Origin of the sequence: Mumia sp. zg.B21, assembly GCF_019550855.1 — a bacterium.
Lineage (GTDB): Bacteria > Actinomycetota > Actinomycetes > Propionibacteriales > Nocardioidaceae > Mumia.
In genome coordinates this window covers 437,356-460,483 of sequence record NZ_JAHWCJ010000002.1, presented here as the reverse complement: position 1 = coordinate 460,483, position 23,128 = coordinate 437,356, and the positions used below count along the sequence as shown (strand labels likewise).

Below are 23,128 nucleotides of genomic sequence, written 5' to 3'. Positions count from 1 at the left end.
GCCGCCATGACCGCACAGAGTGCTGCCACCGCGGCGTACATCGTCGCGTCGCTGCTGTTCATCCTGTCCCTGGCCGGGCTGTCCAAGCACGAGACGTCACGCAACGGTGTCTGGTACGGGATCGCCGGCATGGGGATCGCGCTCGTGGCGACGTTCGTGCTCGTCGCCGACGTCGCCGACGCCGACGCGATCGCGCTGTTGCTCGTGGCCGTCGCGATCGGCGCCGCGCTGGGACTGTGGCGGGCGCGGAGCGTCGCGATGACGCAGATGCCCGAGCTGATCGCGCTCCTGCACTCCTTCGTCGGCCTCGCCGCGGTGCTGGTGGGCTGGAACGGCTACCTGGCGCCGAACCACCTGACCGGCTCGCTGGCCGACATCCACCACGCCGAGATCTTCATCGGCATCTTCATCGGCGCCGTGACCTTCACCGGCTCGATCGTCGCCAACCTCAAGCTGTCGGCGAAGATGCGGTCGGCGCCGCTGATGCTGCCGGGCAAGAACCTCATCAACATCGGCGCGCTCGTCGTCTTCGTGATCCTGACGGTCTGGTTCGTCATCTCCCCGAACCTCACGCTGCTGATCCTCGTCACCGTCGTCGCGCTGGCGCTCGGCTGGCACCTCGTGGCCTCGATCGGCGGTGGCGACATGCCCGTCGTCGTGTCGATGCTCAACAGCTACTCGGGCTGGGCCGCGGCAGCGTCAGGCTTCCTGCTCAACAACGACCTGCTGATCGTGACCGGCGCGCTCGTCGGGTCGTCGGGTGCCTACCTGTCCTACATCATGTGCCAGGCGATGAACCGCTCGTTCCTCTCCGTCATCGCCGGCGGTTTCGGCATCGAGGCCGCGACCAGTGACGCGACCGACTACGGCGATCACCGCGAGATCACCGCCGCCGATGCTGCCGAGCTCCTCAAGAACGCGCGGTCGGTCGTCATCACCCCCGGGTACGGGATGGCGGTGGCTCAGGCGCAGTACCCGGTCGCCGACCTCGTCCGCAGGCTGCGCGACCGCGGCATCGAGGTCCGCTTCGGCGTGCACCCGGTCGCCGGCCGCCTCCCCGGGCACATGAACGTGCTGCTCGCCGAGGCCAAGGTCCCGTACGACATCGTGCTCGAGATGGACGAGATCAACGACGACTTCGCCGAGACGTCGGTGGTGCTGGTGATCGGCGCCAACGACACGGTGAACCCCGCCGCAGCCGAGGACCCCACGAGCCCGCTCGCCGGGATGCCGGTGCTGCGGGTGTGGGAGGTCGAGAACGTCATCGTGTTCAAGCGGTCGATGGCGGCGGGCTACGCGGGCGTCCAGAACCCGCTGTTCTTCCGCGACAACACCCAGATGCTGTTCGGGGACGCCAAGGAGCGGGTCGAGGACATCCTCCGGGCACTCGCCACCTGACCTGACCTCCACCATGTGACATCGAGGGTGGCGAATGGCGGGATACCGACGGTATCTTGACGGCCATGCCCTCATCCTTCACCGGCAAGGTTGCCGTCGTCACCGGTGCCGCACGCGGCATCGGCGCAGGTGTCGCCCGCGAGTACGTCCGTCGTGGAGGTCGCGTCGCGCTCCTCGGCCTCGAGCCGGACGAGCTGAAGTCCCTCGCCGCCGAGCTGGGTGACGCCGCCGACTGGTGGGAGGCCGACGTCCGTGACACGGACGCGGTCCAGTCCGCCGTCGATGCCGCCGCGGACCGCTTCGGCCGCATCGACCACGTGGTCGCCAACGCCGGCATCGCCGCGTACGGCACGGTGCGCCAGATCGATCCCGGCGCGTTCGAGCGGGTGGTGGACGTGAACCTCAACGGCGTCTTCCGGACGCTCCGCGCGGCAGCTCCGCACGTGATCGCCACGAAGGGATACGTCCTCGTCGTCTCCTCGCTGGCGGCATTCACACCGCTCGCGGGCCTGGCGCCGTACAACGCGAGCAAGGCGGGCGTCGAGGCCCTCGCCCTCGCGTACCGCCAGGAGATGTGGGTCCACGGCGTGAAGGTCGGCGTCTGCCACCCCTCGTGGATCGACACCGACATCGTCCGCGGGGCGGAGGACGACCTCCCGTCGTTCAAGGCGATCCGCGGACGGCTCCCGTGGCCGGCCAACGGCACGACGTCGCTGGAGGAGTGCGTCGAGGCGGTCACGCACGGGCTGGAGAAGAAGAAGCGCCGGGTCTACGTCCCCAAGGGGGTCCTGGTCGCCAACCTCACCAAGCCCCTCTTCTCCTCAGCGGTCGCCGAGCCGATCGCCAAGCGCCTCGTCAAGAGGACGGTGCCGCAGATGGAGCGCGAGGTCGCGGCGCTCGGCCGCAGCCACTCGGCGCACGTCCCGGTGACCGATGCGAAGTAGGACGCCGTGCGCCGTCACCGCCTGCTCTCTCCTGCCCTCGCTGCTGCACTCCTGATGCTGGCTTGCACCGCATGCGGTCAGGACCTCGTAACCGGGACGTACGAAGGACCGCTCGCTGTCGAAGGGCGGCAGGGTGCTGCGCACCAGGTCGTGGAGTGCGACGGGACCGCGGAGGGCGGCAACGGCTATCCGGACGAGCACGACGACGGCGCGCTCAGCGACGATGCGGAGGAGGCGCTGCGTACGGCCTTCGACGAGCGGCAGCTCGACGGGGTCCGCGACGGCTACCGGGTGGTTCGAGCGGACGGTCCCCGCACGCTGTTCACCTTCACTGCCGACGGCCGCGTACGCCAGGCCGTGATCGCCCGCGACGGCGAGGCCTCCGGCGAGAAGGGGTGGTACGTCGAGTCCTGGGCGCGCTGCGACTACGCCGAGCTTCCCGAGGATGTGGCCGAGGCGGCGGGGGTCCAGGTGTGGTCCGACGCCACCGGCCGGGTGTCGACCCGCCGGATCACCTCGTACGCGGGAGCGGAGCATTGCGCCTGGGAGCACATGACCTTCCTCAAGCTCGGCAAGGCCGAGTACGTCCGGGAGCCCGATGCCAGCCTCGCCGACTTCTTCGCAGGGCCCTACGCCTCATCGGTCGCGCTCCCTCCCGACGCCAGGGACACCGGCTTCCGTCGTGGAAGCGACCACCTGTGGCTCTCCGCCGACGGCGCCTGGGCCTACGTCGGGAGCGGTGAACGGGTCGAGCGCTGGCCCCGGGTCGTCGAGCGGCTCGGCTGCGTCTGACGTCGGCGCCCGGCTCGAGCTGGCGGTCAGAGCGCGGCGGCCACGGACGCCGCGAGGGCCACGATGTGCCCGAGCCGGGCCAGCTCGGAGTCGAGCACGGGCGGACCACCGTGGCGGCCGAAGACGACCACCGCGTCGCGCTGAGGCACCGGGGCGCCGGCGAGCACCATCGAGCCCCAGTCGGGGACGTGGGCGAGCCGCTGGGCCTGCTCGAGCGTGAACCACTTCTCGACGTCGGGGACCCGCTCAGGTGCGGTCGCGGTCGCGTGGATGACCTGCTGGCCGTCCGGACCGAGGGCGAGCAGCAGAGCCCAGTCCGAGCGGAAGGTCTCGGGCACCCGGTCGACCAGGCTCTCCAGGGCACGCGCCGGCTCGGCGGTGAACGCCTCGACAGCCTCGAGGTCCATCGAGAGGTTGGCCCCGGCGTTGTAGCGCGAGATCCACTGGACGCGTACGCCGTCGAGCCGGTGGCACGCGGTGATGAGCTGGTCGGGCATCGTCGTCACCGGCAGCTCCAAGAGCACGTCGTCGACGGCCTTGCCGTCGCCGCGGTGCTCCACGATCTCGATCGCGTGGATGTCGGCTCCCGCCTCGCCGAGTGCGCTGGCGACGGCACCGAGCGACCCGGGGACGTCAGGAAGTTCGATGCGCAGCAGAAACGCCATGGGTCGAATCCTCCGTTCAGCCGATCGCGCCGGGACCGGACGCGTACGCGGTCGACGGTGACCACGGCAGGTGCTCCGGGCCGAGCATACCGACTCAGAACGGCCGCCTGGAGCCCTCGACCTGATTCGACCGAAATGTCAGCAGGAGATGAGATACCTCAGCGCAGAGGGTCGAGGTGACGCGCGTACGCAGGCGCCTGGCGGCCCGTCATCGCGTCCGCCACCATCCGCCCGGTGAGCGGCCCGAGGGCGATGCCCCACATTCCGTGGCCCCCGGCGACGTGGACACGCGGCGAGCGCGTCGCTCCGACCAGCGGCAGCCCGTCGGTCGTGCACGGGCGCGAGCCGACCCACTCCTCCTGCCGTGCGTCCCAGTCGACGCCGGTGAACATCGGCCGCGCCGACGCCACGATCGCCTCGATCCGCGCCGGCTCCAACGGGGCGTCGGGGTCGCGGAACTCCATCGTCCCCGCCACGCGCAGGCGATCACCGAGCGATGTGCACGCGACGCGCTCGACCGGGAAGTAGATCGGGTTCTTGGGCATCTGCTCGGGGACGACGGTGAAGCTGTAGCCACGACCGGCCTGGACGACGCGCTTCACCCCGTACGCCCGGGCGAGGTCGCCGAGCCAGGTCCCGGTCGCCAGGACGACGGCGTCGGCGCGCAGCCGCTCACCGGTGCGCGCGAGCACCTCCACCCCGCGCGGTCCGAGGTCGAGCACGTCCTTCACGTCGAACCCGGCGCGGATCTCGCCGCCGCGGGCCACCACCGACTCCGCCAGGGACGCGACGTACGCCGGCGGGTTGACGTATCGCTGCCCCAGCATCCGGACACCGGCGCGTACGCCGTCGCCGAGGGTCGGCTCGAGCGAGCGGATCTCCTCACCGCTCAGCAGGTCGTAGTCCACCGAGCCGCCCGAGGAGACGACATGGGCCAGCTCCTCGACGAGCGTCGTGCGGTTCTCCACGGAGCTGAACCCCGCGAGGAACGGGTCGGCGTCCTGGATCGGCTCGTCCACCGCGTGGCCGGCGACACCGCCGTCGCCCAGCACGTCGTAGGCGCCGAGCGCGTCGCGGTTGAGGGCCGCGAAGACCGCCATCGCCGAGCGCCACCGCTTCGGGGTGCAGTTGCGCGCGAAGCCGACGAGGAAGCGCAGCAGCTTGGGGTCGGCCGTCAGCGGCACGTAGACCGGAGAGGACGGGCTGAGCATCGCCTTCAGACCGTACGAGAGGACCGCGGGCTCGGGCAGCGGCAGCGTGAGCGCGGGGGAGATCCACCCGGCATTCCCCCACGACGAGCCGGCCGCGACGCCCGCCCGGTCGACGACGGTGACCTGGACGCCGCGCTCCTGGAGGAACCACGCCGTCGACAGACCGACCATGCCTGCCCCGGCGACGACGACGTGCTGCGGGGTGCTCGACGCGCTCGCGGCGCTGCCCGGTGTGCTCATCCCCTCATGGTCGGACGGTATGGCGTCCCGCGGGCTGTGCGTTCGGCCACGATCGGCGAGGCACCGGTGTGCGATCGCACACCCGTCACGCCCGCGACCGCGCGGCCTCAGGCGTCGAGCTCGCGCAGCTTGACGTGGAGTGCCAGCAGGAGCCGGGTGTCGGGGTCGTCGACGTCGACACCGACCGCCTGGGAGGCGCGGCGGAGCCGGTTGCGGAGGGTGTTGGGATGCACGTGCAGCGACGCCGCTGCCGCACCGACGTCGCCGCCGTGGGCGAGGTAGGCGCGCGCGCTCGACAACAGGTCGGCGTGTTGCTCGGCGTCGAAGCGCTCCAGGGCCGTGAGAGGACTGAAGTCCTCGTAGCCGGCGAAGGCGTCCGCGGCACGCATCGCGACGACGTCGGTGAGGGTGCTCCGTACGGTCTCGACGGCGCCCGTACGACCGCGGCGACGTAGGACGCGGACGACGCCGTCGGCGTCACGGGCCGAGAGGTCGATCGCCTCGGGGGACCCCACCGTACGCCCGACGCCGACCACGAGAGGGCCGTGAGAGCGGGCGAGGAAGTCGCGGGCCAGCCGCGCGGCCGCTGCTTCGTCGCCGGCGACCACGGCGTAGACCACACCGTCCACCTGGGCGGCAGCGGCGCTCGGCGCCACGGCGGCGAGGTGGAGGACGAACGCTCCCGCCCGGTGGGCGGGGACCACGTCGTCGGGCCGGTCCGACGCGAGCACGACCACGGTGCAGGGCGAGCGGAGCCCGGCCGAGTCCGCCGCACGCGCGGCGTCGTCGCCCCCGCGCAGCAGCGCCTCGACGACCTCGACGGTGCGGCGGCGGGAGGAGTCGGCGCGCTCCCGCTGGCGGACCAGCCCGCGCGCGACGACCGGCGCGCCGTCGAGCAGCGCCTGCCGCTGCACCTTGGTCAGCCCGGCGGGTACGGCCGCCCAGACCGACCCGAGCAGCGTGCCCGTCTCGTCACGCACGGCCACGATCGCCCGCTGCGTCATGCCGGAGCCGGGAAGGTCCACGGTGACGACGTCCTGGGACCGCGAGATCTGGCTGTAGACGCCTGCCTCGTCGAGCAGCGTGCGGTAGTGCGGGGGCACCTGGCGGCCGAGGATCGTGGTGATGCGGGCGTCGTCGACGGCCTGCGAGCGGTCGGCGTCCAGGCTCTGGGAGTAGGCCAGGACGTTCGCCTGGGGGTCCTCGATCGTGATCGGTGCTCCGACGAGCTCGGCCAGCGAGTTCGCCAGCGACGTCAGATCGTCGTCACGCAGGTCCATGCGGGAAATGTACGGGGTCTCGCCGGATACCGGCTCGAGATGACTTCCGGGCGACCCCCCGGTCTGCAACTATGGCTGGCCTATGCCTTTCCCCCGCAGCATCGCCCCGCGCCGCCGTACGCCCGTGGTTCGCCGACTCACCGGCGTCGCCGTCGCCGCGGCGCTGAGCGTCTCCGGCGTCGTCGCCGTCCAAGCCGTCGCCGCGCCGAGCCCAGCGGCCGCCGCCGCGGGCTACGACGGGGTGTGCGAGAACATGCACACGCTCGGCTCCCTGACGCGCGCCGACCTCGACCGCGCGCGAGCGATCATGAACGGCCGCGTCGACATGGGCCAGTACGGCACCATGACCCTCGCCGCCAACCCCTCGTGGAAGCCGCAGGCCGGGCTCGACCTGGCCGGCGACCGCTACATCCACTCGCTGCACTGGGCGTTGCCGCTGCTCAAGACCGGCCTGGGCCTCGGCGACGCCGAGGGTGCGGCGATGCAGGCCCGGTTCACTGCACTGATGGTCGACTGGGTCCGCGACAACCCGGTCAAGAAGCGCACCTACTGGCAGAACCACCCGCAATACCTCGGCTTCCGCATCGGCACCTTCGTCTGCATGAGCAGACTCGCGGCGTCGGCGACGCACCGCGCCTGGGCGGGCAAGCAGCTGAAGGCCGAGCTGCCGAAGGCACTCGCCTACGGCACCTCTGGCAACAACACGATGATGAACCTCAAGCTCGCGGCCTACGCCGGGGCTCGACAGGCCGGCACCGAGGCGCAGCGCGTCAGGCTGCGCGACCAGACGGTCAACGTCGCCCAGCGCCTCGCGCACGCTGATGGCTCCGACCTCGAGGGCGCGCCGGGCTACGGCCTCTATCTCGGCACGATCATGCACCGCGCCGTCAACGTCTTCACGCTGTACGGCGCGACGTCGTCGGCGTCGAAGGTCGCGACGATGCTCAACGCCCGCGGCTCGTTCTATGCGCAGGCGAGCCGGCCCGACCGCTACCTCGAGACCATCGGCGACACCCACCTCCAGAAGATCCCGTCGGGTGTCTTCAGCGGGACGTCCGAGGCCGAGTGGGTCCGCACCTCGGGCAAGGCGGGCCGCAAGCCGAGCGCCACCTATCGCCGCTACGCCGGCGGCTACGCGTTCGGCCGGTCCGGCTGGGTCCCGGGCGTCGACACCTCCTCGACGTTCTACTCCGTCCGTACGGCCGACCGCTACGCCCTCCCGTCGCACCGTCACGCCGACACGACCGCGATGACGATGTACGCCGACGGGGTCTCGTGGATCGCCGACCCCGGCCCGTACGCGTACAACGGCTCGGGGCTGCGCTCGGCGATCATCCGGCGCACGGCCCACAGTGCGCTCGTCGCTCCGGGCACTCCCAACCGTGCGGTGTACGGCCGGGTGCAGGCGTCGGCGACATCGGCCTCGACCGACCGCACCTGTGTCTACGACCCGGGCTACCTCTCCAGCAGCGGCTTCGAGCTGGCCCGGTGCGTCTACTACCTGCGCGGCATCGACGCGGTCGTCGTGGAGGACCTCGTCCGCGCGACGAAGACGTCCGGCACCGTGCAGCAGCAGTGGGTTCTCCCGTCGGGCGTCGGTGCCCGGGTCGGTGGACGCGCCGTCGCGCTCACCGGGACGGACTCCACGGGCGCCGTCCGCAACGCGCGCTTCCTGACGACGGGGGCACCCCGCGTCTCCGGGGCCACCACGACCGCCGGCACGCTCGGTCAGTCGTACGGCCGCTCGACCCGCGGGTCGGTCGTCCGGGTGCCGGTGAGCGTGGCGACGGGTCGGACGGCACGCGTCGTCACCGTCCTCACCGCCAGCGGCAACCCGGGTCTCGCCCGGACCTCCGTGGGCGGCCGTACGGCACTCAAGGTCTCCGTCAACGGTCGCGCCGCCACCGTCGTCACGTCGGTCAACGAGTTCGCGCGGTTGGCCGCCAAGGTCAGCTTCTCCCGCTCGAAGGCCAAGGTGCGGGTCGGGCAGAAGGTCCGCTTCAAGGCCCGCGTCACCTCGGTCGGTCTGCCCGCCAAGCGCGCGAAGGTCGTGCTGCAGCAGTGGCGCAAGGGCAAGTGGCGCAAGGTCAAGACGCTGCGCACCTCCAAGACCGGCCGGGTGTCCACCAAGGTCCGCATGACTTCCAAGGGCACCAAGCGCTACCGCGTGGTCGTGCGGGCCAAGAGCGGCAGCAAGGGCTGGAAGTCGACGGTGTCGACCACGCAGACGGTCAAGGTCCTGAAGAAGAAGAAAAAGAAGAAGCGCTAGCCTCGGGCGCGCCCGGGCGCCGTCACATCACCCGTGCCGTCGGCCTCGGCGCCGTCTGCGCGAGCAGCGAACGCCAGACACGGTTGCCGACGACCGAGCTCGACCCCATACGGCGGGCGCTCTTGTAGGAGCGCATCACCCCACGAGACCGTGCGTCCCAGACGCCGCTGACCCGGATGCGCAACGCCTGCTGGACCGCACGGACGGCCGGGCCGCGCGTGCCCGAGCTGATCCGAAGCCCGGAGTAGGCGACGAGCGTCCGGTGCAGCGTCGACGAGCCGGCGCGTGCGGTCACCCGCGGATAGCGAGGGCACGGGGTCGCCCGGCGCTTGGTGTAGCGCGCGGCCCAGTTGAGGTCGGCCGGGCGGCAGGGCCCGTAGTTGACCCGGGCCACGGTCTTGTCCCAGTACGAGGTGTAGCCGCGCGCGCCGGGCCACGACAGCGAGAGGTGCACGTGGTTGCGGTGGCAGGTGGTGTCGTACGCCGTCCCGGCCCTGCTCTTGGCGGTGCAGCCGTTGTAGACGCGCCAGCCGGGGCGGTAGGACGACCAGATCTTGTTGTTCCAGATGATGTACATGACGCCCAGACGGCGGACGTTCGCGTAGCGGTTGCCCCGGGCGTCCGAGCGCAGCAGCCACGCTGCCAGGTCGGTGCCACGCTTCTTGCCGCGGACGGTCCGTGCGTTGGTCGTCCAGTCGATCGCCCGCCCGTCGTGGTGCTCGCTGGTCGCCGTCGAGCAGTCGCGAGCTCCCGACCACCTGGTCGCGGGCCAGGTCCGGACGAGGAGCGCGCCCAGGCGGGACGTCCCCTTGTGCGGCTTCGCGCAGCTGATCGGTCCCACGTACGGCGCGCCCGCCTCGATCGCGGCCGGCAGGCCGGACGGAGTCGGTGGCGCCTTCGCGGAGGCCGGTGCGATCAGGGCGAGAGCGAGGACGGACGGCACCACCAGCAAGGTCGCTGCGCGCCCGAGTTGCGTACGAGACATGACTTCCCCCAGGTGTCCACCCGACGCATCGGCAGGCTCGCCGACTTCCCCACGCCCGGTGGCACCGTGCCCACGCTACGTATCTCGGCAGAGGATGCATCTCGAACGTGGAGGCGCTCGATCTAGGCCGCTGGAGCGAGATCGCAAACGAGAGCACCTACGGCGTTAGTATCACTTAGTGGAATATGTGATACTAAGTGCCATGGAGGTCTCAGATCGCGGGTGGCCGTCGGTTTCTCTCGAACGGCGACGGTGGCGAACAAATCCCGATCTTCGCAGCACCGACGGCCGCCGTCCCAGCCGAGCGGATCGGATGCTCGATCACGTCGAGACCGAGATTCCAGCACGGATCGGCGCGCTGTCCCCACCGCTCACGGCGGACACGGCCGCCCTGTGCGAGGCCGCTGGCCAAGGAGTCGTGTCACTCGACGCTGGGCCGGGCCGTTACCTCTCGTCCCTCGCGGAGTTCCTCACGCGGACGGAGTCGGTGGCCTCGTCGCGGATCGAGCGTGTGTACGCCGACCTCGACGATCTCGCGCGCGCCAGCCTCGGCGAGGAGTCGACGAGGAGCGCGACGAGTACGCTCGCCGCCACCCTGGCGCTGCGTGAGCTCACGGAGTCGTGCGATGACGGCGCCCCGCTGTCCGAAGGTGCGATCCTGTCCGCGCATGCGGCGCTGCTTGCCGATGATCTCCTCGAACACCGCGCGGCCGGAAGCTATCGTACGCAGCAGAACTGGATCGGCGGCAGCGACTTCACCCCCCGCAACGCTGCGCACGTACCGCCCCCTCCGGAGGTTGTCCAGGACCTGATGTCCGACCTGGTCGACTTCGCCAACCGCGACGACCTCAGCCCCGTCGCCCAGGCCGCGGTCGCGCATGGACAGTTCGAGGCGATCCATCCGTTCAACGACGGCAACGGCCGAATCGGCCGCGGTCTCATCAGCGCCGTGTTCCGCCGTCGCGGGACGACGCGTCGCACGGTCGTGCCGATCGCCGCGGTGATGCTCGCGGACGTGGACACGTACTTCGACAGGTTGGCGGACTATCGCGCGGGTGACGTGGAACCGCTCGTCCGGTACGTCGCCTCGGCTGCCATGACGGCAACCGAGGCCGCGGAAGCATCCGCAGAGCGGTTGGCGGCACTGCCCTCTCTCTGGGAGGAGCGCGTCGGAACCCGACGCGGCTCCGCCGCACAGGCACTCGTCGGAACGCTGCTCGAGCATCCGATCGTCGACATCGCAGCCGTCGAGGCGATCACGGGGGCGTCACGTGCGAGGTCGTACGACGCGATCGACGCCGTGGAGGACGCAGGCATCCTGCACGAGATCACCGGCCGGTCCCGCAACCGGATCTGGGTCGCTGCCGATGTGATGGACGAGATCGCTGCCCTCGAGGAACGGATCGGGGCTCGCACGCGGCCGTCGGCGCGCTGGCGTTGAACCGAGGACCTACGGTTCCGCGGGTACTGCGCACGAGGGGTGCACCGTCGCCGTCCGTGTCGAGACCGGTCCTGTCCTCGATCACGCGTGGGTGCCGAAGCCGCGGCGCCAGTAGGTGAGCGAGCGGGGGTGCGTCGTGCCGGTCTCGGCCGCAGAGACGTGCCCCAGGGACGAGGACGTTGCCGCCCAGGCGCGATCCCAGCCGTACGCGGGTCAGCAGCGACGAACGCGCGTCGAGCGAGACCAGCATCATCGGCGGCTCCATCGACAACGACATGAAAGCGCTGACGGTCGTGCCGTGGGGGACGCCGTCCTCGAGCACCGTCACGACGGACACCGCGGCCGCGACGTATCTCGGCAGAGGATGCATCTCGAACGTGGAGGCGCTCGATCGAGGACGCTCCGGGCAGTCCTGTCCGCACAACTGGGCGTGACGGGGTGGTGGCCGCTGCGCCGCGATGCCGGTGATCGTGACGCGGATCTCAGCACAGGCAGGAGTGCGGGCATGCACTCTCGCTAAAATCGAATGCGTACAAAGAGGACATACGGCTGGCGACTTCGACCCGTTTGGCTGGAGATCGCCGTGCCCGAACTCCACCGACCTCGGGAGGTCTCCATCGGGTACAACAGCCGAATCTCGGACCGGTCGTCCGGATCCGCTCACCTGTCCAGACTCCGCCTCGCGGAGCGGCCCGCAGACCTTGCCGACCTCGCTCGTGGTCGCGACACCACCGTCTGTCTCACCCTGTGCTTCTGACACGGGAGCGACCACGAGACTCCACCCCATCGCGCTGACGCCCCGCGCGGGCAGCTGCGCGTCTCCAGATGTCCGACGGGCACACGGCCCCCGGCTGATCAAGGAAGGATCACATGTCGAAGCTGAAGCAGCACTCCAAGGCCATCGCCATCGGCGCGGCCTCCGTCCTCGCCATCGGTGCCCTGTCCTCGGGGAGTGCCGTCGCAGCGGCCAAGATCGGCGCCAACGACATCCGTTCCGACGCCGTCCGCTCCAAGCACATCAAGACCGGGCACGTCAAGTCCAGCGAGATCAAGGACGGAAGCGTCAAGGAGCGCGACCTCTCGCCGTGGGTTCAGGGCAGGCTCAACGAGACCGGCAAGCCCGGCGCCCAGGGCGCCAAGGGCGAGAAGGGCGATCCCGGCGCCCAAGGGCCCCAGGGCGCTGAGGGCGCCAAGGGCGAGAAGGGCGATCCCGGCGCCCAAGGGCCCCAGGGCGCTGAGGGCGCCAAGGGCGAGAAGGGTGAGAAGGGCGACCCGGCGACCGATGTCAAGGGCGGTTTCGCCGGGAAGATCGAGGACGGCGCCGTGATCAAGAACATCGGCGGCAAGTTCAGCGAGGGAAAGACCCAGGTCGGCAACAGCATGACGCTCGAACCCGGGACGTACCTGATCAACGGGTACGCGGGCTTCGACCGGATCGACGACAAGAAGGCCTCGAGCCCCGTCCTCCAGCTCGCGATCCGTTCGGAGTCGGGACAGGAGATGGGAACCGCGTTCACCGGTGAGTTCCCGACCGGCAACATCGAGCAGAGCACCTCGGTGACCCGTGTCGTCACCATCGACGAGACGACCAAGGTGAACGCCTTCGTGTTCGGCTACAACGCCGACGGCAGCTCGACGGGCAGCGGCAACTACGTCGCCGGCGTCTCGGTCACCGCGGTCCGCGTGGGCTGACGACGACATCGCGCAAGGGACCTCGCCGAATCTCGTGGTGATTCGGCGAGGTTCTTCGTCGCACCGCTCGGCGCGTGCCCCGCGAGTCGGCAGGTCAGGAGTGCGTGCCGAACACTCGGCGCCAGTAGGTGAGCGGGCGGGGGTGCATCGTGCCGGTCTCGGCCGCGCGGACGTGCCCGAGGACGAGCACGTGGTCGCCCGCCGGGACGAGCCGGTCCACGTCGAGGGCGACCCACGCGTGGCGTTCGCGCAGGGCCGGCGCGCCGTCCTCGACCTGCCAGGCGAGCTCGGCGAACCGGTCGCCGCCCTTGGTCGCGAAGCGCGTCGCGACCGGGCTCTGACCGTCGGCGAGAACGTTGACACCCACGCGCGATCCCAGCCGTACGCGGGTCAGCAGCGACGAACGCGCGTCGAGCGAGACCAGCATCATCGGCGGCTCCATCGACAACGACATGAACGCGCTGACGGTCGTGCCGTGGGGGACGCCGTCCTCGAGCACCGTCACGACGGACACCGCGGCCGCGACGTGGGACATCGCGGCGCGAAAGGCGTTCTGGACGTCATCGACGGCTGGTGCCGCGAGATGGTCCGCTGGTGCCATCGTCACGCCAGCAGTCCCCGCTGACGCAGGATCGGCGTCACGCCCTCGGCGAACCAGTACGCCTCCTCGACGTGCGGGTAGCCCGACAGCACGAACTCGTCGATCCCCAGGGCGGCGTACTCCCCGATCAGGTCGGCGACCTCCTCGTGGCTGCCGACGAGTGCCGTGCCCGCGCCGGACCGGACGAGCCCGACGCCGGACCACAGGCCGGGATAGACCTCGAGGCTGCGGGCGTCGCGCGGCGCAGAGCCGCCGTGGAGCTCGCGCATCCGCTTCTGCCCTTCGGACTCGCTCGCGGCCAGGACCGCCTGCGCCTTCGCGACGTCTGCCGGGTCGAGATCGGCGAGCAGCCGGTCGGCGACCTCCCACGCGTCCTCGGTGCGGTCGCGGGAGATGGTGTGCAGACGGATACCGAACCGGACCTCGCGCCCCTCCTCCTCCGCAAGCTTGCGGATCCACGCGATCTTGTCGGCGACCTGCGCCGGCGGCTCACCCCACGTCAGATACACGTCGACCTGCCGCGCCGTCACAGGACCGGCCGCCGCGGAGGAGCCCCCGAGGTAGATCGGCGGGACGGTCGCCGGCTTGCGGGTCCGGGCGTCGGTCACGTCGTAGTACGCGCCCTGCCGGTCGTACCCGTCGCCGGTGAACGCGCCGCGGAAGATCTCGAGGAACTCCTCGGCGCGGGCATAGCGGTCGTCCTTGGTCACGTGGTCACCGAAGCGCCGCTGCTCCGAGGGATCGCCGCCGACCACGACGTTGATCGCCAGGCGGTCGCCGGAGACGCGCTGGAACGTCGAGGCCATCTGCGCCAGCAGGGTCGGGCTGACCAGCCCTGGCCGCGCGGCGATGAGGAACTTCAGCCGGGTGGTCTGCGACAGCAGCGCGGAGGCGATCACCCAGGCGTCCTCGCACGGGGTGCCGGTCGGGGTCAGCACCGACTCGAAGCCGAGGCGCTCCGCAGTCCGCGCGACGTCGACGAGGTAGTCGAGGTCCGGCTCCCGGTATCGACCGGCCGTGTGGGCGGCGCCGCCGGCCCGGGCGAGCTCGGTGGGGACGCTGTGCCCGCCCCCGACGAGGCTTCGACTGTCGCCGGTCGTGGGCAGGAACCAGTGGATCTTCATGCGACTCCTCGGTGACGGCGGCAGACCGAGCCAACCCTCCCTCGTAGACGCTCTCCGGGCACGGGTATCGCTCACCCCGGGTGAAACGAGACCGGTTCGAGCCGCCCGGCGAGAATCGGGCCGAGGCGGCGGCGCGGCGCCGTACGGTCCCGGTCATGCTCCGACGACCGCGCCGCCTCGGCTGGCTCCCGCCGCTGGTGACCGCTGCCGCCGTGCTGCTCACCTGGTCGCTGGTGGCGGCCTCCGGCTGGGTCCAGCCGGCGTACCTCGCTCCGAGCCCTCTCGAGGTGTGGGATGCGTTCGTCCGGGCCAACACCTACCACCCGATCGGCGGCGGCATCGACCGCGTGGTCCGCGGGGAGGAGAACTACTTCCTCTGGGAGCACCTCGTCGTCAGCCTGCGCCGCATCGGTATCGGTCTGACCCTCGCGGTGGTGGTCGGCGTCCCGCTCGGCCTGGTGATGGGCACCGTCCCGTCCGTACGGCGGGTCGCCGGGCCCTATCTCGACGTCCTGCGGTCGATCCCGCCGCTGGCCTACATGGGCTTCCTCGTCGCGTGGTTCGGCATCTACGACACGTCGAAGATCTGGTTGCTGTTCCTCGCTGCGTTCCCGCCGATCGCCCTGGCGACGATCAACGGGGTCCGCGGCGTGCGCGAGGACCAGGTCAACGCCGTCCTCTCGCTCGGCGCCTCCCGGCGTCAGGCCGTCACCTCCGTCGTCCTGCCCGCGACGCTGCCCGACATCCTCAGCGGTCTGCGGGTCGCCGTCGGGTTCGCGTGGACCACCGTCGTGGCCGCGGAGCTGGTCAACGGCCTGCCCGGCATCGGCGGGCTCGCCTACCTCTCGGGCACGCAGAACAAGATCGCGCTGTCGGTGGCCTGCATCCTCGTCATCGGTCTCACCGCCATCGCGCTCGACGCCGTCATCCGTCTCATCGAACGAACGCTCGTCCCCTGGCGAGGAAAGGCCTGACATGAAGCCCGAACCGATCAAGAACGTCCGCTCCAAGGCTGCTGCGGCCGCCGCCCTGTCCGCGCTCGCGCTCCTGACCTCCGGCTGCGTCGGGGGTGACGAGAAGGCCGCTGCGGGGGGAGGCTCGGGTTGCCCGTGGGACGCCGACGAGTCGATCACCTCGACCGTACGGATCGGCTACCAGAAGATCCCGAACGGCGACGTCGTCGTGAAGGACCAGAAGATCCTCGAGAGCTGCGCGCCCAACGCCACGATCACCTGGAGCAGCTTCGCCTCCGGCGGCGACGTCGTCCAGGCCTTCGGCGGCAAGAGCCTCGACCTCGGCCTCATGGGGTCGTCCCCGGCCACCAAGGCCCTGTCGGCGCCGCTGAGCCTGCCGGTGTCGGTCGTCTGGATCCACGACGTCATCGGTGCGGCCGAGTCGCTCGTGGTCCGTGACGGTGCCGCGACCGACATCACCGGCCTGAAGGGCAAGACGATCGCGACGCCGTTCGGCTCGACCGCGCACTTCTCGCTGCTCCAGGCGATCAGCGACGCGGGGCAGAAGGCGACCGACTACACGCTCGTGAACGCCGACCCCGAGCAGATCGCACCGGCCTGGTCGCGTGGTGACGTCGACGCCTCCTGGGTGTGGGACCCGACCCTGAGCGAGCTCAAGAAGGACAAGGGCACGGTCATCCTCACCAGCGAGGACACCGCGAAGGCGGGCAAGCCGACGTACGACGTGGGTGTCGCGGCCGACGACTTCATCGCCGAGAACGCCGACTTCCTCGCCCTGTGGGCCAAGGCTCAGGACTACGCGGTCGCACAGATCGCCGACGACCCGGACAAGGCGGCCGAGAGCGTGGCGGTCGAGGTCGGGGTGACGACCGACGAGGCCAGGGCGCAGTTCGACGGGTTCGTCTACCTGTCCGCCGCGGAGCAGGCCACGCCGGACTACCTCGCTGGCAAGCTCGGCGCCGACCTCTTCGCGACCGCGCAGTTCCTGCACAGCCAGGACGGCATCGCGGCCGTCGGCCCGGAGTCCGCGTACGCCGATGGCGTGGACGCGAGCGCGGCGGAGGCGGCGGCGAAGGCGAGCTCGGCGAAGTGACCGTCCAGTCGGTCCGGACGCACGCCGGCGCGATCCGCGTCACCGAGGTCGAGCACGTCTTCGCCTCCCGCGCCACGGAGGTGCCGGCGCTGGACCGGATCGATCTCACGATCGAGCCCGGCGAGCTGGTCACGCTCGCCGGGCCGTCGGGGTGCGGGAAGACCACGCTGCTGCGTCTGGTCGCCGGATTCATGGCGCCGTCGTCGGGTCGCATCGCGGTCGGCGAGCGCGAGGTGCGGGGTCCTGGGGCCGAGCGGGGCGTCGTGTTCCAGCAGCCGACGCTCTATCCGTGGCTCGACGTCCGCGGCAACGTCGTGCTGGGGCCCCGACTGCGCGGGGTCGCGAAGGGCGAGCGGCGGGCGCGCGCTGACACGTACCTCGCGATGGTCGGGCTCACCGACGTCGCCGAGCGACGGCCGTACGAGCTGTCGGGCGGGATGCAGCAGCGCGTCCAGATCGCCCGCGTCCTCGCGAACGATCCCGACATCGTCCTCATGGACGAGCCGTTCGGTGCCCTGGACGCGCTGACTCGTGAGCGGTTGCAGGGCGAGCTCCTAACTCTGTGGCGCGCGACCGGCAAGACCGTCCTGTTCATCACCCACAGCGTCGACGAGGCGGTGTTGCTCGGCTCGCGGGTCCTGGTGATGAGCCCGCGACCGGGGCGGATCGTGCTGGACGAGACGGCGCCGTTCGCCAGGGCGTCGGCAGACGTCGACCCCGCCGAGCTGCGAACATCGCCGGAGTTCGCCTCGATGACCCGCCGCGTGCGGGAGGCGATCGCGTGACGGTGCGATGACTTCTCCGGGCACGACCGGTCTGACCGGATGAGCACGCGCTGACCTTCCCCACAAGGAGAACGACCATGTCCTTCCAGGCCTACCTCGACGCGATCGAGAAGAAGACCGGCAAGACTCCCCGCGAGCTGGTCGAGGAGGCGCGCGGACGTGGCTTCGCGGAGCCGGGTGCGAAGGCGGGGCAGGTCGCCGCGTGGCTCGACGAGGAGTACGGCGTGGGGCGCGGTCATGCGATGGCGCTGTGGCACGTCATCCGCAACGGCCCCCAGATCAGCTCCAAGCACGTCGGGACGGAGGGTTCGCACAGCGACCCCTCCGACACGCTCTGGTTGGACGGCGCGGCGACCAAGCCCGCCGGGTGAGGTAGCACCCGCGGACGGTCCCGGGGCACGATCGAGGCATGCGAAGCGACACGATCGAGATCCGGACCGGCAACCGCCCGGTCGTCCACGACCTCACCCGCGACTGCGAGCGGTTCGTCGCCGACGAGGGCGACGGACTGCTCAACGTGTACGTCCCCCATGCCACCGCGGGCATCACAGTCATCGAGACGGGCGCCGGGTCCGACGACGACCTGCTGAACTCCCTCGACGACCTCCTGCCTCGCGACGACCGGTGGCAGCACCGGCACGGCGCCCCCGGCCACGGACGCGACCACGTCCTGCCGGCGTTCATCGGGCCCTCGGTCACCGTGCCGGTCCTCGCCGGGGCGATCGCTCTCGGGACCTGGCAGAGCGTCGTCCTGGTGGACACCAACGTCGACAACCCTGTCCGCCAGGTACGGCTCAGCTTTCTCGCAGGGTGAGCGGGCAAGGTCGAACACTTCCCTTCACGATCGCGTAGACTTGTGTTGTGGCCCTGATCGGCGTACGCGAGGCAGCAGAGCGCCTCGCCATCACCCCTCGACGCGTGCACCAGCGCATCGAGGACGGCACGCTGCCCGCCGTCCGCATCGGCAACCAGTGGGCGATCGACCCCGGCCGTCTGCCGCTGGCGGCCGCTCGACCTTCGCGGCCGCTCTCGCCTCGGATGGCGTGGGCGCTGCTCGATCTCCTGGCGGGAGGGTCGCCCACGGTCGCGTCGACCGAGCGCGCCCGCCTCCACGCGTACGCCGAGCGCCTGCGGGCGTCCGACGACCCCGCCGCGCTGCTGCGGGCCTGGATGGCGCGGCGAGCCGATCGCCAGGAGTTCCGTGTTGCCCCCGGCGATCTCGACGACCTGCGCGACGACGAGCGCGTGCACCTCTCAGGAGTCAGTGCCGAGGGGAGCTTCATCGTGAGCCCCACGCTCGAGGCGTACGCGGCGACGACGGACCTGGACGGCCTCGTCGATGACTACTTCCTCGTGCCCGCCCCCCGCCAGGAGGGCAACGTGGTCCTCCACGTCACCGACGTGGTTCCCGACACGAGGGGGTGGCCGGTGCTGGCGGCGGACCTGGCCGAGCACCTCGGGTCTCGCGAGAGCGCCCGTGCGTCCGAGCTCGTCCGGGCCGGGTCGACCTGAGGTCAGCGCTCACGCTGACGAACGGCGTAGGTCAGGTGCGTCACCCGCGGGGAGGACTCGGCGCGGACCTGCTCCAGGGCGACGCGGTCGGCGTCCACGCCCTCGAAGAGGCGGACTCCCTTGCCGAAGAGCACGGGCGACAGCGCGATCGAGAACTCGTCGACCAGGCCCGCGTTCAGGTGTTCGAGGATCGTCGCGCCGCCGCCCGAGATGCGGACGTCACGCTCCCCGGCGGCCTGGCGGGCCTGGTCGAGGGCGGACTCGATGCCGTCGTTGACGAAGTGGAAGGTCGTACCGCCGGGCCGCTCCCACGGGTCACGCTTCTCGTGCGTCACGACGAAGACCGGCGTGTGGAACGGCGCCTCCTCTGGCCACGCCTCCTCGCCGGCGTCGAACATGCGCTTGCCCATGACACTCGCGCCCGTGCGCTCGAAGGTCGCTCGGACGATGTCGTTGTCGCGCCCCTCCTCGCCGCCCCCGCCGAGCTTGAGGTTCTCCCGGAAGAACCGCTGCGGGAAGACCCACCGTTGCAGCTCCATCCACTGTCGACCCATCAGCTCGTCGGTGGACTCGGGCGCGATGAACCCGTCCAACGACATCGACACGCTGAAGAACACCGTGCCGGCCATCAGTCGTCCGCCCCCTGCTCAGCCATCTCGGCGACGTACGCGGCCAGGTTGCCCAGCGTCTGCTGACCACCCTCGATCGCGTGGTATTTCTCGGCCGCCTCGTCACGCAGCTCCTTGGTGGGGAACACCGTGCGCATCTCGATGCGGGTCGCCGTCCCGTCGCGCTCGAACGTGAGGACCGACTCGAAGGCGTTCGGGTCGCCGCGGGACTCGCCGTGAAGCATCGCGATCCGCTCCGGCCGGGTGATCTCCGTCCAGGTGATCCACTCGGAGTAGTCCGTCCCGTCGGGACCGTGCATCACGAAGTCCCACTCCCCGCCGGCGCGGAACTCGAGCGACGTCGTCGTCGTGGTGAACCCGTCCGGCCCCCACCACCGCGACAGGTGCCGCACGTCGGTGAACGCCTCGAACACCAGCTCCGGCGGGGCGTCGATGACCCGGGAGATCACGATCTCCCGGTCGGCCGTCGCGGACTGCACCGGCGCTCCTGATCCTGTGGTTGCCATCGCTACTCCTCCTGTCGTGCCTGCTTGAGGTCCTGCACGTACGCGTCCAGCCGGTCGAAGCTCTCGTTCCAGAACTGCTCGAACCCGCCGGTCCACTCGTGGACCGGTCGCAGCCCGCCGGCGTCAAGGCCGTACAACCGCTGCTTGCCCACCTTGCGGTCCTGCACCAGGCCGACCTCGCGGAGCACACGCAGATGCTTGGAGGCTCCCGGCTGGGTCATGCCCAGCTCCTCGGCCACCTCGGTCACGGGCCGCTCGCCCGCGCGCAGCAGCACCAGGATCTCCCGGCGCTGCGGCTCGGCGATCGCGTTGAAGACGTCCGACGTCGTCGCTGCGCGTGCCATAGGGACGATCATATGCCTATATGGGAATACGTCAAGAGGGAGCGCGTAGGCGTGGCGAGCAGAACGAAGGACGGCGATGTGGCCGTTGCTCCACACCGCCGCCCCGGACCACCCTGGACTCCAGGACGAGTGACCGGCAAGGGATTTCGATCCTGATCGAAAGGCTCCCGACACGACGGTGGGGCCGGTGCTGGCAACGGACCTGGCCGAGCACCTAGGATCCCGCGAGAGCGTCGGCGCGGCCGAGAGCCGGTCCCGCCGAGGTCGTCCAGAGGTCAGGAGGTACGGCGTGAGCATCGCGCTCCCCGTCATGAGCGCCGAGCAGGAGGCGTCCTGGTTCGGCCTCTTCCACCTCGCCGAGACCGTCCCCGAGGGCTGGACGCTCGTCGGCGGGCAGATGGTCCACCTGCACTGCGCCGAGCGCGGCGTCGATCCGTACCGCTCGACGCCCGACGTCGACGCCGTACTGGACGTCCGTGGCCACCCGCAGATCCTCATGACCGTCACCTCCGCGCTGTCCGAGGCGGAGTTCGAGCCGCGCGGACTCACCGCCAGCGGCAAGCAGCACCGCTGGGTCCGCGGCGCGGCGACCATCGACGTCCTGATCCCCGCCTTCACCGGTCAGCCTGGGCGCGGGGTCGGAGCCAGCGGGTTCCCCGCTCTCGCCACTCCGGGCGCCATCTATGCGCTGCGCCGCTCGGAGCCGGTCGAGGTGACCGTCGGGGACACTACCGGCACGATTCAGCGCCCGACGCTCCTCGGCGCGCTCGTCATCAAGTCGGCCGCCTACTCGATCACCGTCGACCCCCACCGCGGGCGCCACCTCGACGACCTCGCGCTGCTCGCGTCGATGCTCACCGCACGCGACCTGCGGGGCGCCGAGCTGTCCAAGGGTGAGGCGAAGTACGTCCGCGAGGCCGTCCCGGTCGCCCAGAGCCACCTCGCCACCACGATCATCGAGGGCGCGCCGGACGGGCTCGCCCGCTTGGCGCGACTCTTGGAGCGCTCACCCGCCTGAGCCGTGCCACCCCACGATCAGCCGCGGTTCCACTCCTCGGCGAGGATCCCGTACTGGCAGCCGTCGATCCAGCCGAGCTCGGCGTGCCACGAGTCGCGGACGCCGTACTGCTCGCGCCGCATGCCCAGCTTCTCCATCACCCGGGCAGAGGCGGTGTTGGCGGCGAAGCAGCCGGCCGTGATCCGGTGCAGCCCGAGCTCGGTGAAGCCCAGCTCCAGCAGCGCCCCGGCCACCTCGGTCGCGAACCCGCGCCCTGCGTACGCGGGGTCGAACGAGTAGCCGAGCGTGCCTTCTGCCGCTCGCCACGGCTCCCCGTCCTCGCGTTGCCCCAGCCCGTCCTGCACCCCCAACGATGCGAGCCCGACCACGACGTCACCGAGGTGGACGAAGACTCCGTGGTCGAGCGGATCGTCGGCGCTGGCCATCCAGGCCTTGCGGAAGGAGTCCGGATCGACGGTCGTCCGCAGCAGCCACCGCGTCACGTCGGGGTGGTTGCGCCATCCGAGCACCTCGTCGACGGCCTCGTCGGTGGGCAGCCGCAGCTCGAGCCGCTCGGTTCTCCTCGGCCAGCCGAGCTCAGGAATCGTCACCCGGTGAGACAACCAGACGGCCGGGAGGCGTTCAACGCAGTTTCGTCGTGCGCGACCGAGTGCCAGACTCCCCCGATGACCTCCACGACGATCACTGCCGACAGCGCCGGAAGGTGGCAGCTGGGTGACCTCACCGTCAACCGGATCGGGCTCGGCGCGATGCGGCTGACCGGGAGCGCCGCGTTCGACCTCGGCGAGCCGAGCGACCGCACGAGGTCGCTCCGGGTGCTGCGGCGCGCGGTCGAGCTCGGCGTCGACCACATCGACACGGCCGCGTTCTACTTCTCCTCGCTCCGCTCGGCCAACGAGCTGATCTGCTCCGCACTCGCGCCGTACGGGGACGACCTCGTCATCGCCACCAAGGTCGGGCCCGGCAGGGACGCCTCGGGGGCGTGGCTGCCACCGGCCCGCCCCGACCAGCTGCGCGGTCAGGTCGAGGAGAACCTCCGCCAGCTCGGCCGTGACCACCTCGATCTCGTGTACTTCCGGAAGATGCCCTCCGTGACGTCGATCAGCGAGCACGTCGGGGCGTTGTCAGACCTGCGCGACGCCGGTCTGATCCGCCACATCGGCGTCTCCGGCGTCGATCGTGGGCACCTCGACGAGGCGTTGTCGGTCACTCCGGTGGTCTGTGTGCAGAACCGGTACGGGATCGGGTCGAGCGGCGACGCCCGGGACGTCCTCGAGGCCTGCCGCGCACGCGGCATCGCCTTCGTCCCGTTCTTCGCCGTCGCCGGGCAGGGCGCCGAGCGAGGTCGGTCCGCAGCTCGTGAGGACGCCGAGGTCCTCGACATCGCGGCGGCGCACGGCACCACTCCGGCACAGGTCCGGATCGCCTGGACCCTCCAGCAGGGCCCGCACGTCCTGGCGATCCCGGGGACCGGCGACCCCGCCCACGTCGACGAGAACGTCGCAGCCGGCGCTCTCCGACTTACCGCCGACGAGCTCGACCGACTGGCGTCTTCATGATGCGGAGCGCATCTCGACGGCGAATCACAACGAGCAAGGCGTAGGTCAGCGTCGAGCCGTGGTTTA

25 protein-coding genes are annotated in these 23,128 nt (G+C 70.8%); 14 read left to right on the top strand and 11 right to left on the bottom strand.

The genetic code is table 11. The features are described 5' to 3' along the window. Positions 1 to 6 precede the first annotated feature (6 nt). From pntB to KV100_RS10900, 3 genes are all read left to right on the top strand, one after another. Positions 7 to 1,398, top strand: a complete 1,392-nt coding sequence (gene pntB, locus KV100_RS10910; protein ID WP_220343089.1) for a Re/Si-specific NAD(P)(+) transhydrogenase subunit beta — start codon at positions 7 to 9, stop codon at positions 1,396 to 1,398. A gap of 65 nt (positions 1,399 to 1,463) precedes the next feature. After that, complete coding sequence (locus KV100_RS10905) at positions 1,464 to 2,342, top strand: SDR family oxidoreductase (protein ID WP_220343088.1); 879 nt, start codon at positions 1,464 to 1,466, stop codon at positions 2,340 to 2,342. Between the two features lie 6 nt (positions 2,343 to 2,348). After that, entirely contained in the window at positions 2,349 to 3,134 is a 786-nt protein-coding gene (locus KV100_RS10900; protein WP_220343087.1) for a hypothetical protein, read from the top strand. 26 nt (positions 3,135 to 3,160) lie between these two features. Here the strand turns inward: KV100_RS10900 and KV100_RS10895 are convergent, their stop codons facing one another. The 3 genes from KV100_RS10895 to KV100_RS10885 form a co-directional block, all read right to left on the bottom strand. Further along, positions 3,161 to 3,799, bottom strand: coding sequence for an ACT domain-containing protein (locus KV100_RS10895; RefSeq protein WP_220343086.1), 639 nt, complete (start codon positions 3,797 to 3,799; stop codon positions 3,161 to 3,163). A gap of 158 nt (positions 3,800 to 3,957) precedes the next feature. Further along, a complete protein-coding gene (locus tag KV100_RS10890) occupies positions 3,958 to 5,250 on the bottom strand; it encodes an FAD-binding oxidoreductase (protein ID WP_220343085.1) in 1,293 nt (430 codons plus the stop codon). Between the two features lie 107 nt (positions 5,251 to 5,357). Next, on the bottom strand, positions 5,358 to 6,530 hold the full coding sequence (locus tag KV100_RS10885) for a CdaR family transcriptional regulator (RefSeq protein ID WP_220343084.1): 1,173 nt from the start codon (positions 6,528 to 6,530) through the stop codon (positions 5,358 to 5,360). Between the two features lie 82 nt (positions 6,531 to 6,612). Here KV100_RS10885 and KV100_RS10880 point away from each other — a divergent pair, with 82 nt between their 5' ends. After that, positions 6,613 to 8,799, top strand: coding sequence for a heparinase II/III family protein (locus KV100_RS10880; protein ID WP_220343083.1), 2,187 nt, complete (start codon positions 6,613 to 6,615; stop codon positions 8,797 to 8,799). A 22-nt stretch (positions 8,800 to 8,821) separates the two neighbouring features. Here the strand turns inward: KV100_RS10880 and KV100_RS10875 are convergent, their stop codons facing one another. Next, on the bottom strand, positions 8,822 to 9,784 hold the full coding sequence (locus KV100_RS10875) for a hypothetical protein (protein ID WP_220343082.1): 963 nt from the start codon (positions 9,782 to 9,784) through the stop codon (positions 8,822 to 8,824). Between the two features lie 418 nt (positions 9,785 to 10,202). Between KV100_RS10875 and KV100_RS10870 the strand changes: the two genes are divergently transcribed. Further along, positions 10,203 to 11,225 (top strand): Fic family protein, encoded by a 1,023-nt coding sequence (locus KV100_RS10870; protein ID WP_220343081.1) that lies wholly within the window; start codon positions 10,203 to 10,205, stop codon positions 11,223 to 11,225. Here the strand turns inward: KV100_RS10870 and KV100_RS20370 are convergent. Then, positions 11,113 to 11,595, bottom strand: coding sequence for a flavin reductase family protein (locus KV100_RS20370; protein WP_220343080.1), 483 nt, complete (start codon positions 11,593 to 11,595; stop codon positions 11,113 to 11,115). The two genes, KV100_RS10870 and KV100_RS20370, sit on opposite strands and share 113 nt — an antisense overlap. Positions 11,596 to 12,095: 500 nt before the next feature. Between KV100_RS20370 and KV100_RS19575 the strand changes: the two genes are divergently transcribed. After that, positions 12,096 to 12,917 (top strand): collagen-like protein, encoded by an 822-nt coding sequence (locus KV100_RS19575; RefSeq protein ID WP_255566121.1) that lies wholly within the window; start codon positions 12,096 to 12,098, stop codon positions 12,915 to 12,917. Between the two features lie 94 nt (positions 12,918 to 13,011). On the opposite strand, the gene KV100_RS10855 is transcribed toward KV100_RS19575, so the two are convergent. Both KV100_RS10855 and KV100_RS10850 read right to left on the bottom strand, forming a co-directional pair. Further along, positions 13,012 to 13,518 (bottom strand): flavin reductase family protein, encoded by a 507-nt coding sequence (locus KV100_RS10855; RefSeq protein WP_255566198.1) that lies wholly within the window; start codon positions 13,516 to 13,518, stop codon positions 13,012 to 13,014. Between the two features lie 2 nt (positions 13,519 to 13,520). Beyond that, positions 13,521 to 14,642 (bottom strand): LLM class flavin-dependent oxidoreductase, encoded by a 1,122-nt coding sequence (locus KV100_RS10850; protein ID WP_220343078.1) that lies wholly within the window; start codon positions 14,640 to 14,642, stop codon positions 13,521 to 13,523. Positions 14,643 to 14,797: 155 nt separating this feature from the next. Here KV100_RS10850 and KV100_RS10845 point away from each other — a divergent pair, with 155 nt between their 5' ends. The 6 genes from KV100_RS10845 to KV100_RS10820 all read left to right on the top strand — a co-directional run bounded on the left by KV100_RS10845 (position 14,798) and on the right by KV100_RS10820 (position 19,006). Then, complete coding sequence (locus KV100_RS10845) at positions 14,798 to 15,616, top strand: ABC transporter permease (RefSeq protein WP_220343077.1); 819 nt, start codon at positions 14,798 to 14,800, stop codon at positions 15,614 to 15,616. Position 15,617: 1 nt separating this feature from the next. Then, the gene (locus tag KV100_RS10840; RefSeq protein ID WP_220343076.1) at positions 15,618 to 16,709 is read left to right on the top strand and encodes an ABC transporter substrate-binding protein; all 1,092 of its coding nucleotides are present in this window, start codon (positions 15,618 to 15,620) and stop codon (positions 16,707 to 16,709) included. Then, the gene (locus KV100_RS10835) at positions 16,706 to 17,494 is read left to right on the top strand and encodes an ABC transporter ATP-binding protein (protein ID WP_220343075.1); all 789 of its coding nucleotides are present in this window, start codon (positions 16,706 to 16,708) and stop codon (positions 17,492 to 17,494) included. The genes KV100_RS10840 and KV100_RS10835 overlap by 4 nt, the downstream gene beginning before the upstream one ends. Positions 17,495 to 17,571: 77 nt before the next feature. After that, positions 17,572 to 17,865 carry a DUF4287 domain-containing protein gene (locus KV100_RS10830; RefSeq protein WP_220343074.1) on the top strand — a complete coding sequence of 98 codons (294 nt, stop codon included), beginning with the start codon at positions 17,572 to 17,574 and terminating at the stop codon, positions 17,863 to 17,865. 38 nt (positions 17,866 to 17,903) lie between these two features. Beyond that, the gene (locus KV100_RS10825; RefSeq protein ID WP_220343073.1) at positions 17,904 to 18,308 is read left to right on the top strand and encodes a secondary thiamine-phosphate synthase enzyme YjbQ; all 405 of its coding nucleotides are present in this window, start codon (positions 17,904 to 17,906) and stop codon (positions 18,306 to 18,308) included. 47 nt (positions 18,309 to 18,355) lie between these two features. Further along, positions 18,356 to 19,006 (top strand): helix-turn-helix domain-containing protein, encoded by a 651-nt coding sequence (locus KV100_RS10820; protein WP_220343072.1) that lies wholly within the window; start codon positions 18,356 to 18,358, stop codon positions 19,004 to 19,006. Positions 19,007 to 19,008: 2 nt separating this feature from the next. Here KV100_RS10820 and KV100_RS10815 read toward each other — a convergent pair whose 3' ends face one another. Genes KV100_RS10815 through KV100_RS10805 form a run of 3 tightly spaced genes read right to left on the bottom strand, consistent with a single transcriptional unit; the run spans position 19,009 to position 20,485 of the window. Beyond that, entirely contained in the window at positions 19,009 to 19,635 is a 627-nt protein-coding gene (locus KV100_RS10815) for a dihydrofolate reductase family protein (RefSeq protein ID WP_220343071.1), read from the bottom strand. Next, on the bottom strand, positions 19,635 to 20,141 hold the full coding sequence (locus KV100_RS10810) for an SRPBCC family protein (protein WP_220343070.1): 507 nt from the start codon (positions 20,139 to 20,141) through the stop codon (positions 19,635 to 19,637). Before KV100_RS10810 ends, KV100_RS10815 begins: the two co-directional genes overlap by 1 nt. Before the next feature lie 2 nt (positions 20,142 to 20,143). Further along, positions 20,144 to 20,485: a metalloregulator ArsR/SmtB family transcription factor gene (locus tag KV100_RS10805; protein ID WP_220343069.1), complete on the bottom strand. Its 342-nt coding sequence runs from the start codon at positions 20,483 to 20,485 to the stop codon at positions 20,144 to 20,146. Between the two features lie 289 nt (positions 20,486 to 20,774). Here KV100_RS10805 and KV100_RS10800 point away from each other — a divergent pair, with 289 nt between their 5' ends. Then, positions 20,775 to 21,503, top strand: a complete 729-nt coding sequence (locus tag KV100_RS10800) for a hypothetical protein (RefSeq protein WP_220343068.1) — start codon at positions 20,775 to 20,777, stop codon at positions 21,501 to 21,503. 17 nt (positions 21,504 to 21,520) lie between these two features. On the opposite strand, the gene KV100_RS10795 is transcribed toward KV100_RS10800, so the two are convergent. Beyond that, positions 21,521 to 22,093 carry a GNAT family N-acetyltransferase gene (locus tag KV100_RS10795; RefSeq protein WP_220343067.1) on the bottom strand — a complete coding sequence of 191 codons (573 nt, stop codon included), beginning with the start codon at positions 22,091 to 22,093 and terminating at the stop codon, positions 21,521 to 21,523. Positions 22,094 to 22,168: 75 nt separating this feature from the next. On the opposite strand from KV100_RS10795, the gene KV100_RS10790 reads away from it, so the two are divergent. Beyond that, positions 22,169 to 23,062 (top strand): aldo/keto reductase, encoded by an 894-nt coding sequence (locus KV100_RS10790; protein ID WP_220343066.1) that lies wholly within the window; start codon positions 22,169 to 22,171, stop codon positions 23,060 to 23,062. Positions 23,063 to 23,128: the final 66 nt, after the last annotated feature.

Bases quoted from the DNA above. Each gene is read 5' to 3' on its own strand.
- KV100_RS10895 (WP_220343086.1), bottom strand. From the start codon at position 3,799: ATGGCGTTTCTGCTGCGCATCGAACTTCCTGACGTCCCCGGGTCGCTC.
- KV100_RS10825 (WP_220343073.1), top strand. From the start codon at position 17,904: ATGCGAAGCGACACGATCGAGATCCGGACCGGCAACCGCCCGGTCGTC.
- KV100_RS10905 (WP_220343088.1), top strand. From the start codon at position 1,464: ATGCCCTCATCCTTCACCGGCAAGGTTGCCGTCGTCACCGGTGCCGCA.
- KV100_RS10875 (WP_220343082.1), bottom strand. From the start codon at position 9,784: ATGTCTCGTACGCAACTCGGGCGCGCAGCGACCTTGCTGGTGGTGCCG.
- KV100_RS10815 (WP_220343071.1), bottom strand. From the start codon at position 19,635: ATGGCCGGCACGGTGTTCTTCAGCGTGTCGATGTCGTTGGACGGGTTC.
- KV100_RS10810 (WP_220343070.1), bottom strand. From the start codon at position 20,141: ATGGCAACCACAGGATCAGGAGCGCCGGTGCAGTCCGCGACGGCCGAC.
- KV100_RS20370 (WP_220343080.1), bottom strand. From the start codon at position 11,595: ATGCATCCTCTGCCGAGATACGTCGCGGCCGCGGTGTCCGTCGTGACG.
- KV100_RS10855 (WP_255566198.1), bottom strand. From the start codon at position 13,518: ATGGCACCAGCGGACCATCTCGCGGCACCAGCCGTCGATGACGTCCAG.
- pntB (WP_220343089.1), top strand. From the start codon at position 7: ATGACCGCACAGAGTGCTGCCACCGCGGCGTACATCGTCGCGTCGCTG.
- KV100_RS10880 (WP_220343083.1), top strand. From the start codon at position 6,613: ATGCCTTTCCCCCGCAGCATCGCCCCGCGCCGCCGTACGCCCGTGGTT.
- KV100_RS19575 (WP_255566121.1), top strand. From the start codon at position 12,096: ATGTCGAAGCTGAAGCAGCACTCCAAGGCCATCGCCATCGGCGCGGCC.
- KV100_RS10840 (WP_220343076.1), top strand. From the start codon at position 15,618: ATGAAGCCCGAACCGATCAAGAACGTCCGCTCCAAGGCTGCTGCGGCC.
- KV100_RS10890 (WP_220343085.1), bottom strand. From the start codon at position 5,250: ATGAGCACACCGGGCAGCGCCGCGAGCGCGTCGAGCACCCCGCAGCAC.
- KV100_RS10805 (WP_220343069.1), bottom strand. From the start codon at position 20,485: ATGGCACGCGCAGCGACGACGTCGGACGTCTTCAACGCGATCGCCGAG.
- KV100_RS10885 (WP_220343084.1), bottom strand. From the start codon at position 6,530: ATGGACCTGCGTGACGACGATCTGACGTCGCTGGCGAACTCGCTGGCC.
- KV100_RS10790 (WP_220343066.1), top strand. From the start codon at position 22,169: ATGACCTCCACGACGATCACTGCCGACAGCGCCGGAAGGTGGCAGCTG.
- KV100_RS10850 (WP_220343078.1), bottom strand. From the start codon at position 14,642: ATGAAGATCCACTGGTTCCTGCCCACGACCGGCGACAGTCGAAGCCTC.
- KV100_RS10845 (WP_220343077.1), top strand. From the start codon at position 14,798: ATGCTCCGACGACCGCGCCGCCTCGGCTGGCTCCCGCCGCTGGTGACC.
- KV100_RS10830 (WP_220343074.1), top strand. From the start codon at position 17,572: ATGTCCTTCCAGGCCTACCTCGACGCGATCGAGAAGAAGACCGGCAAG.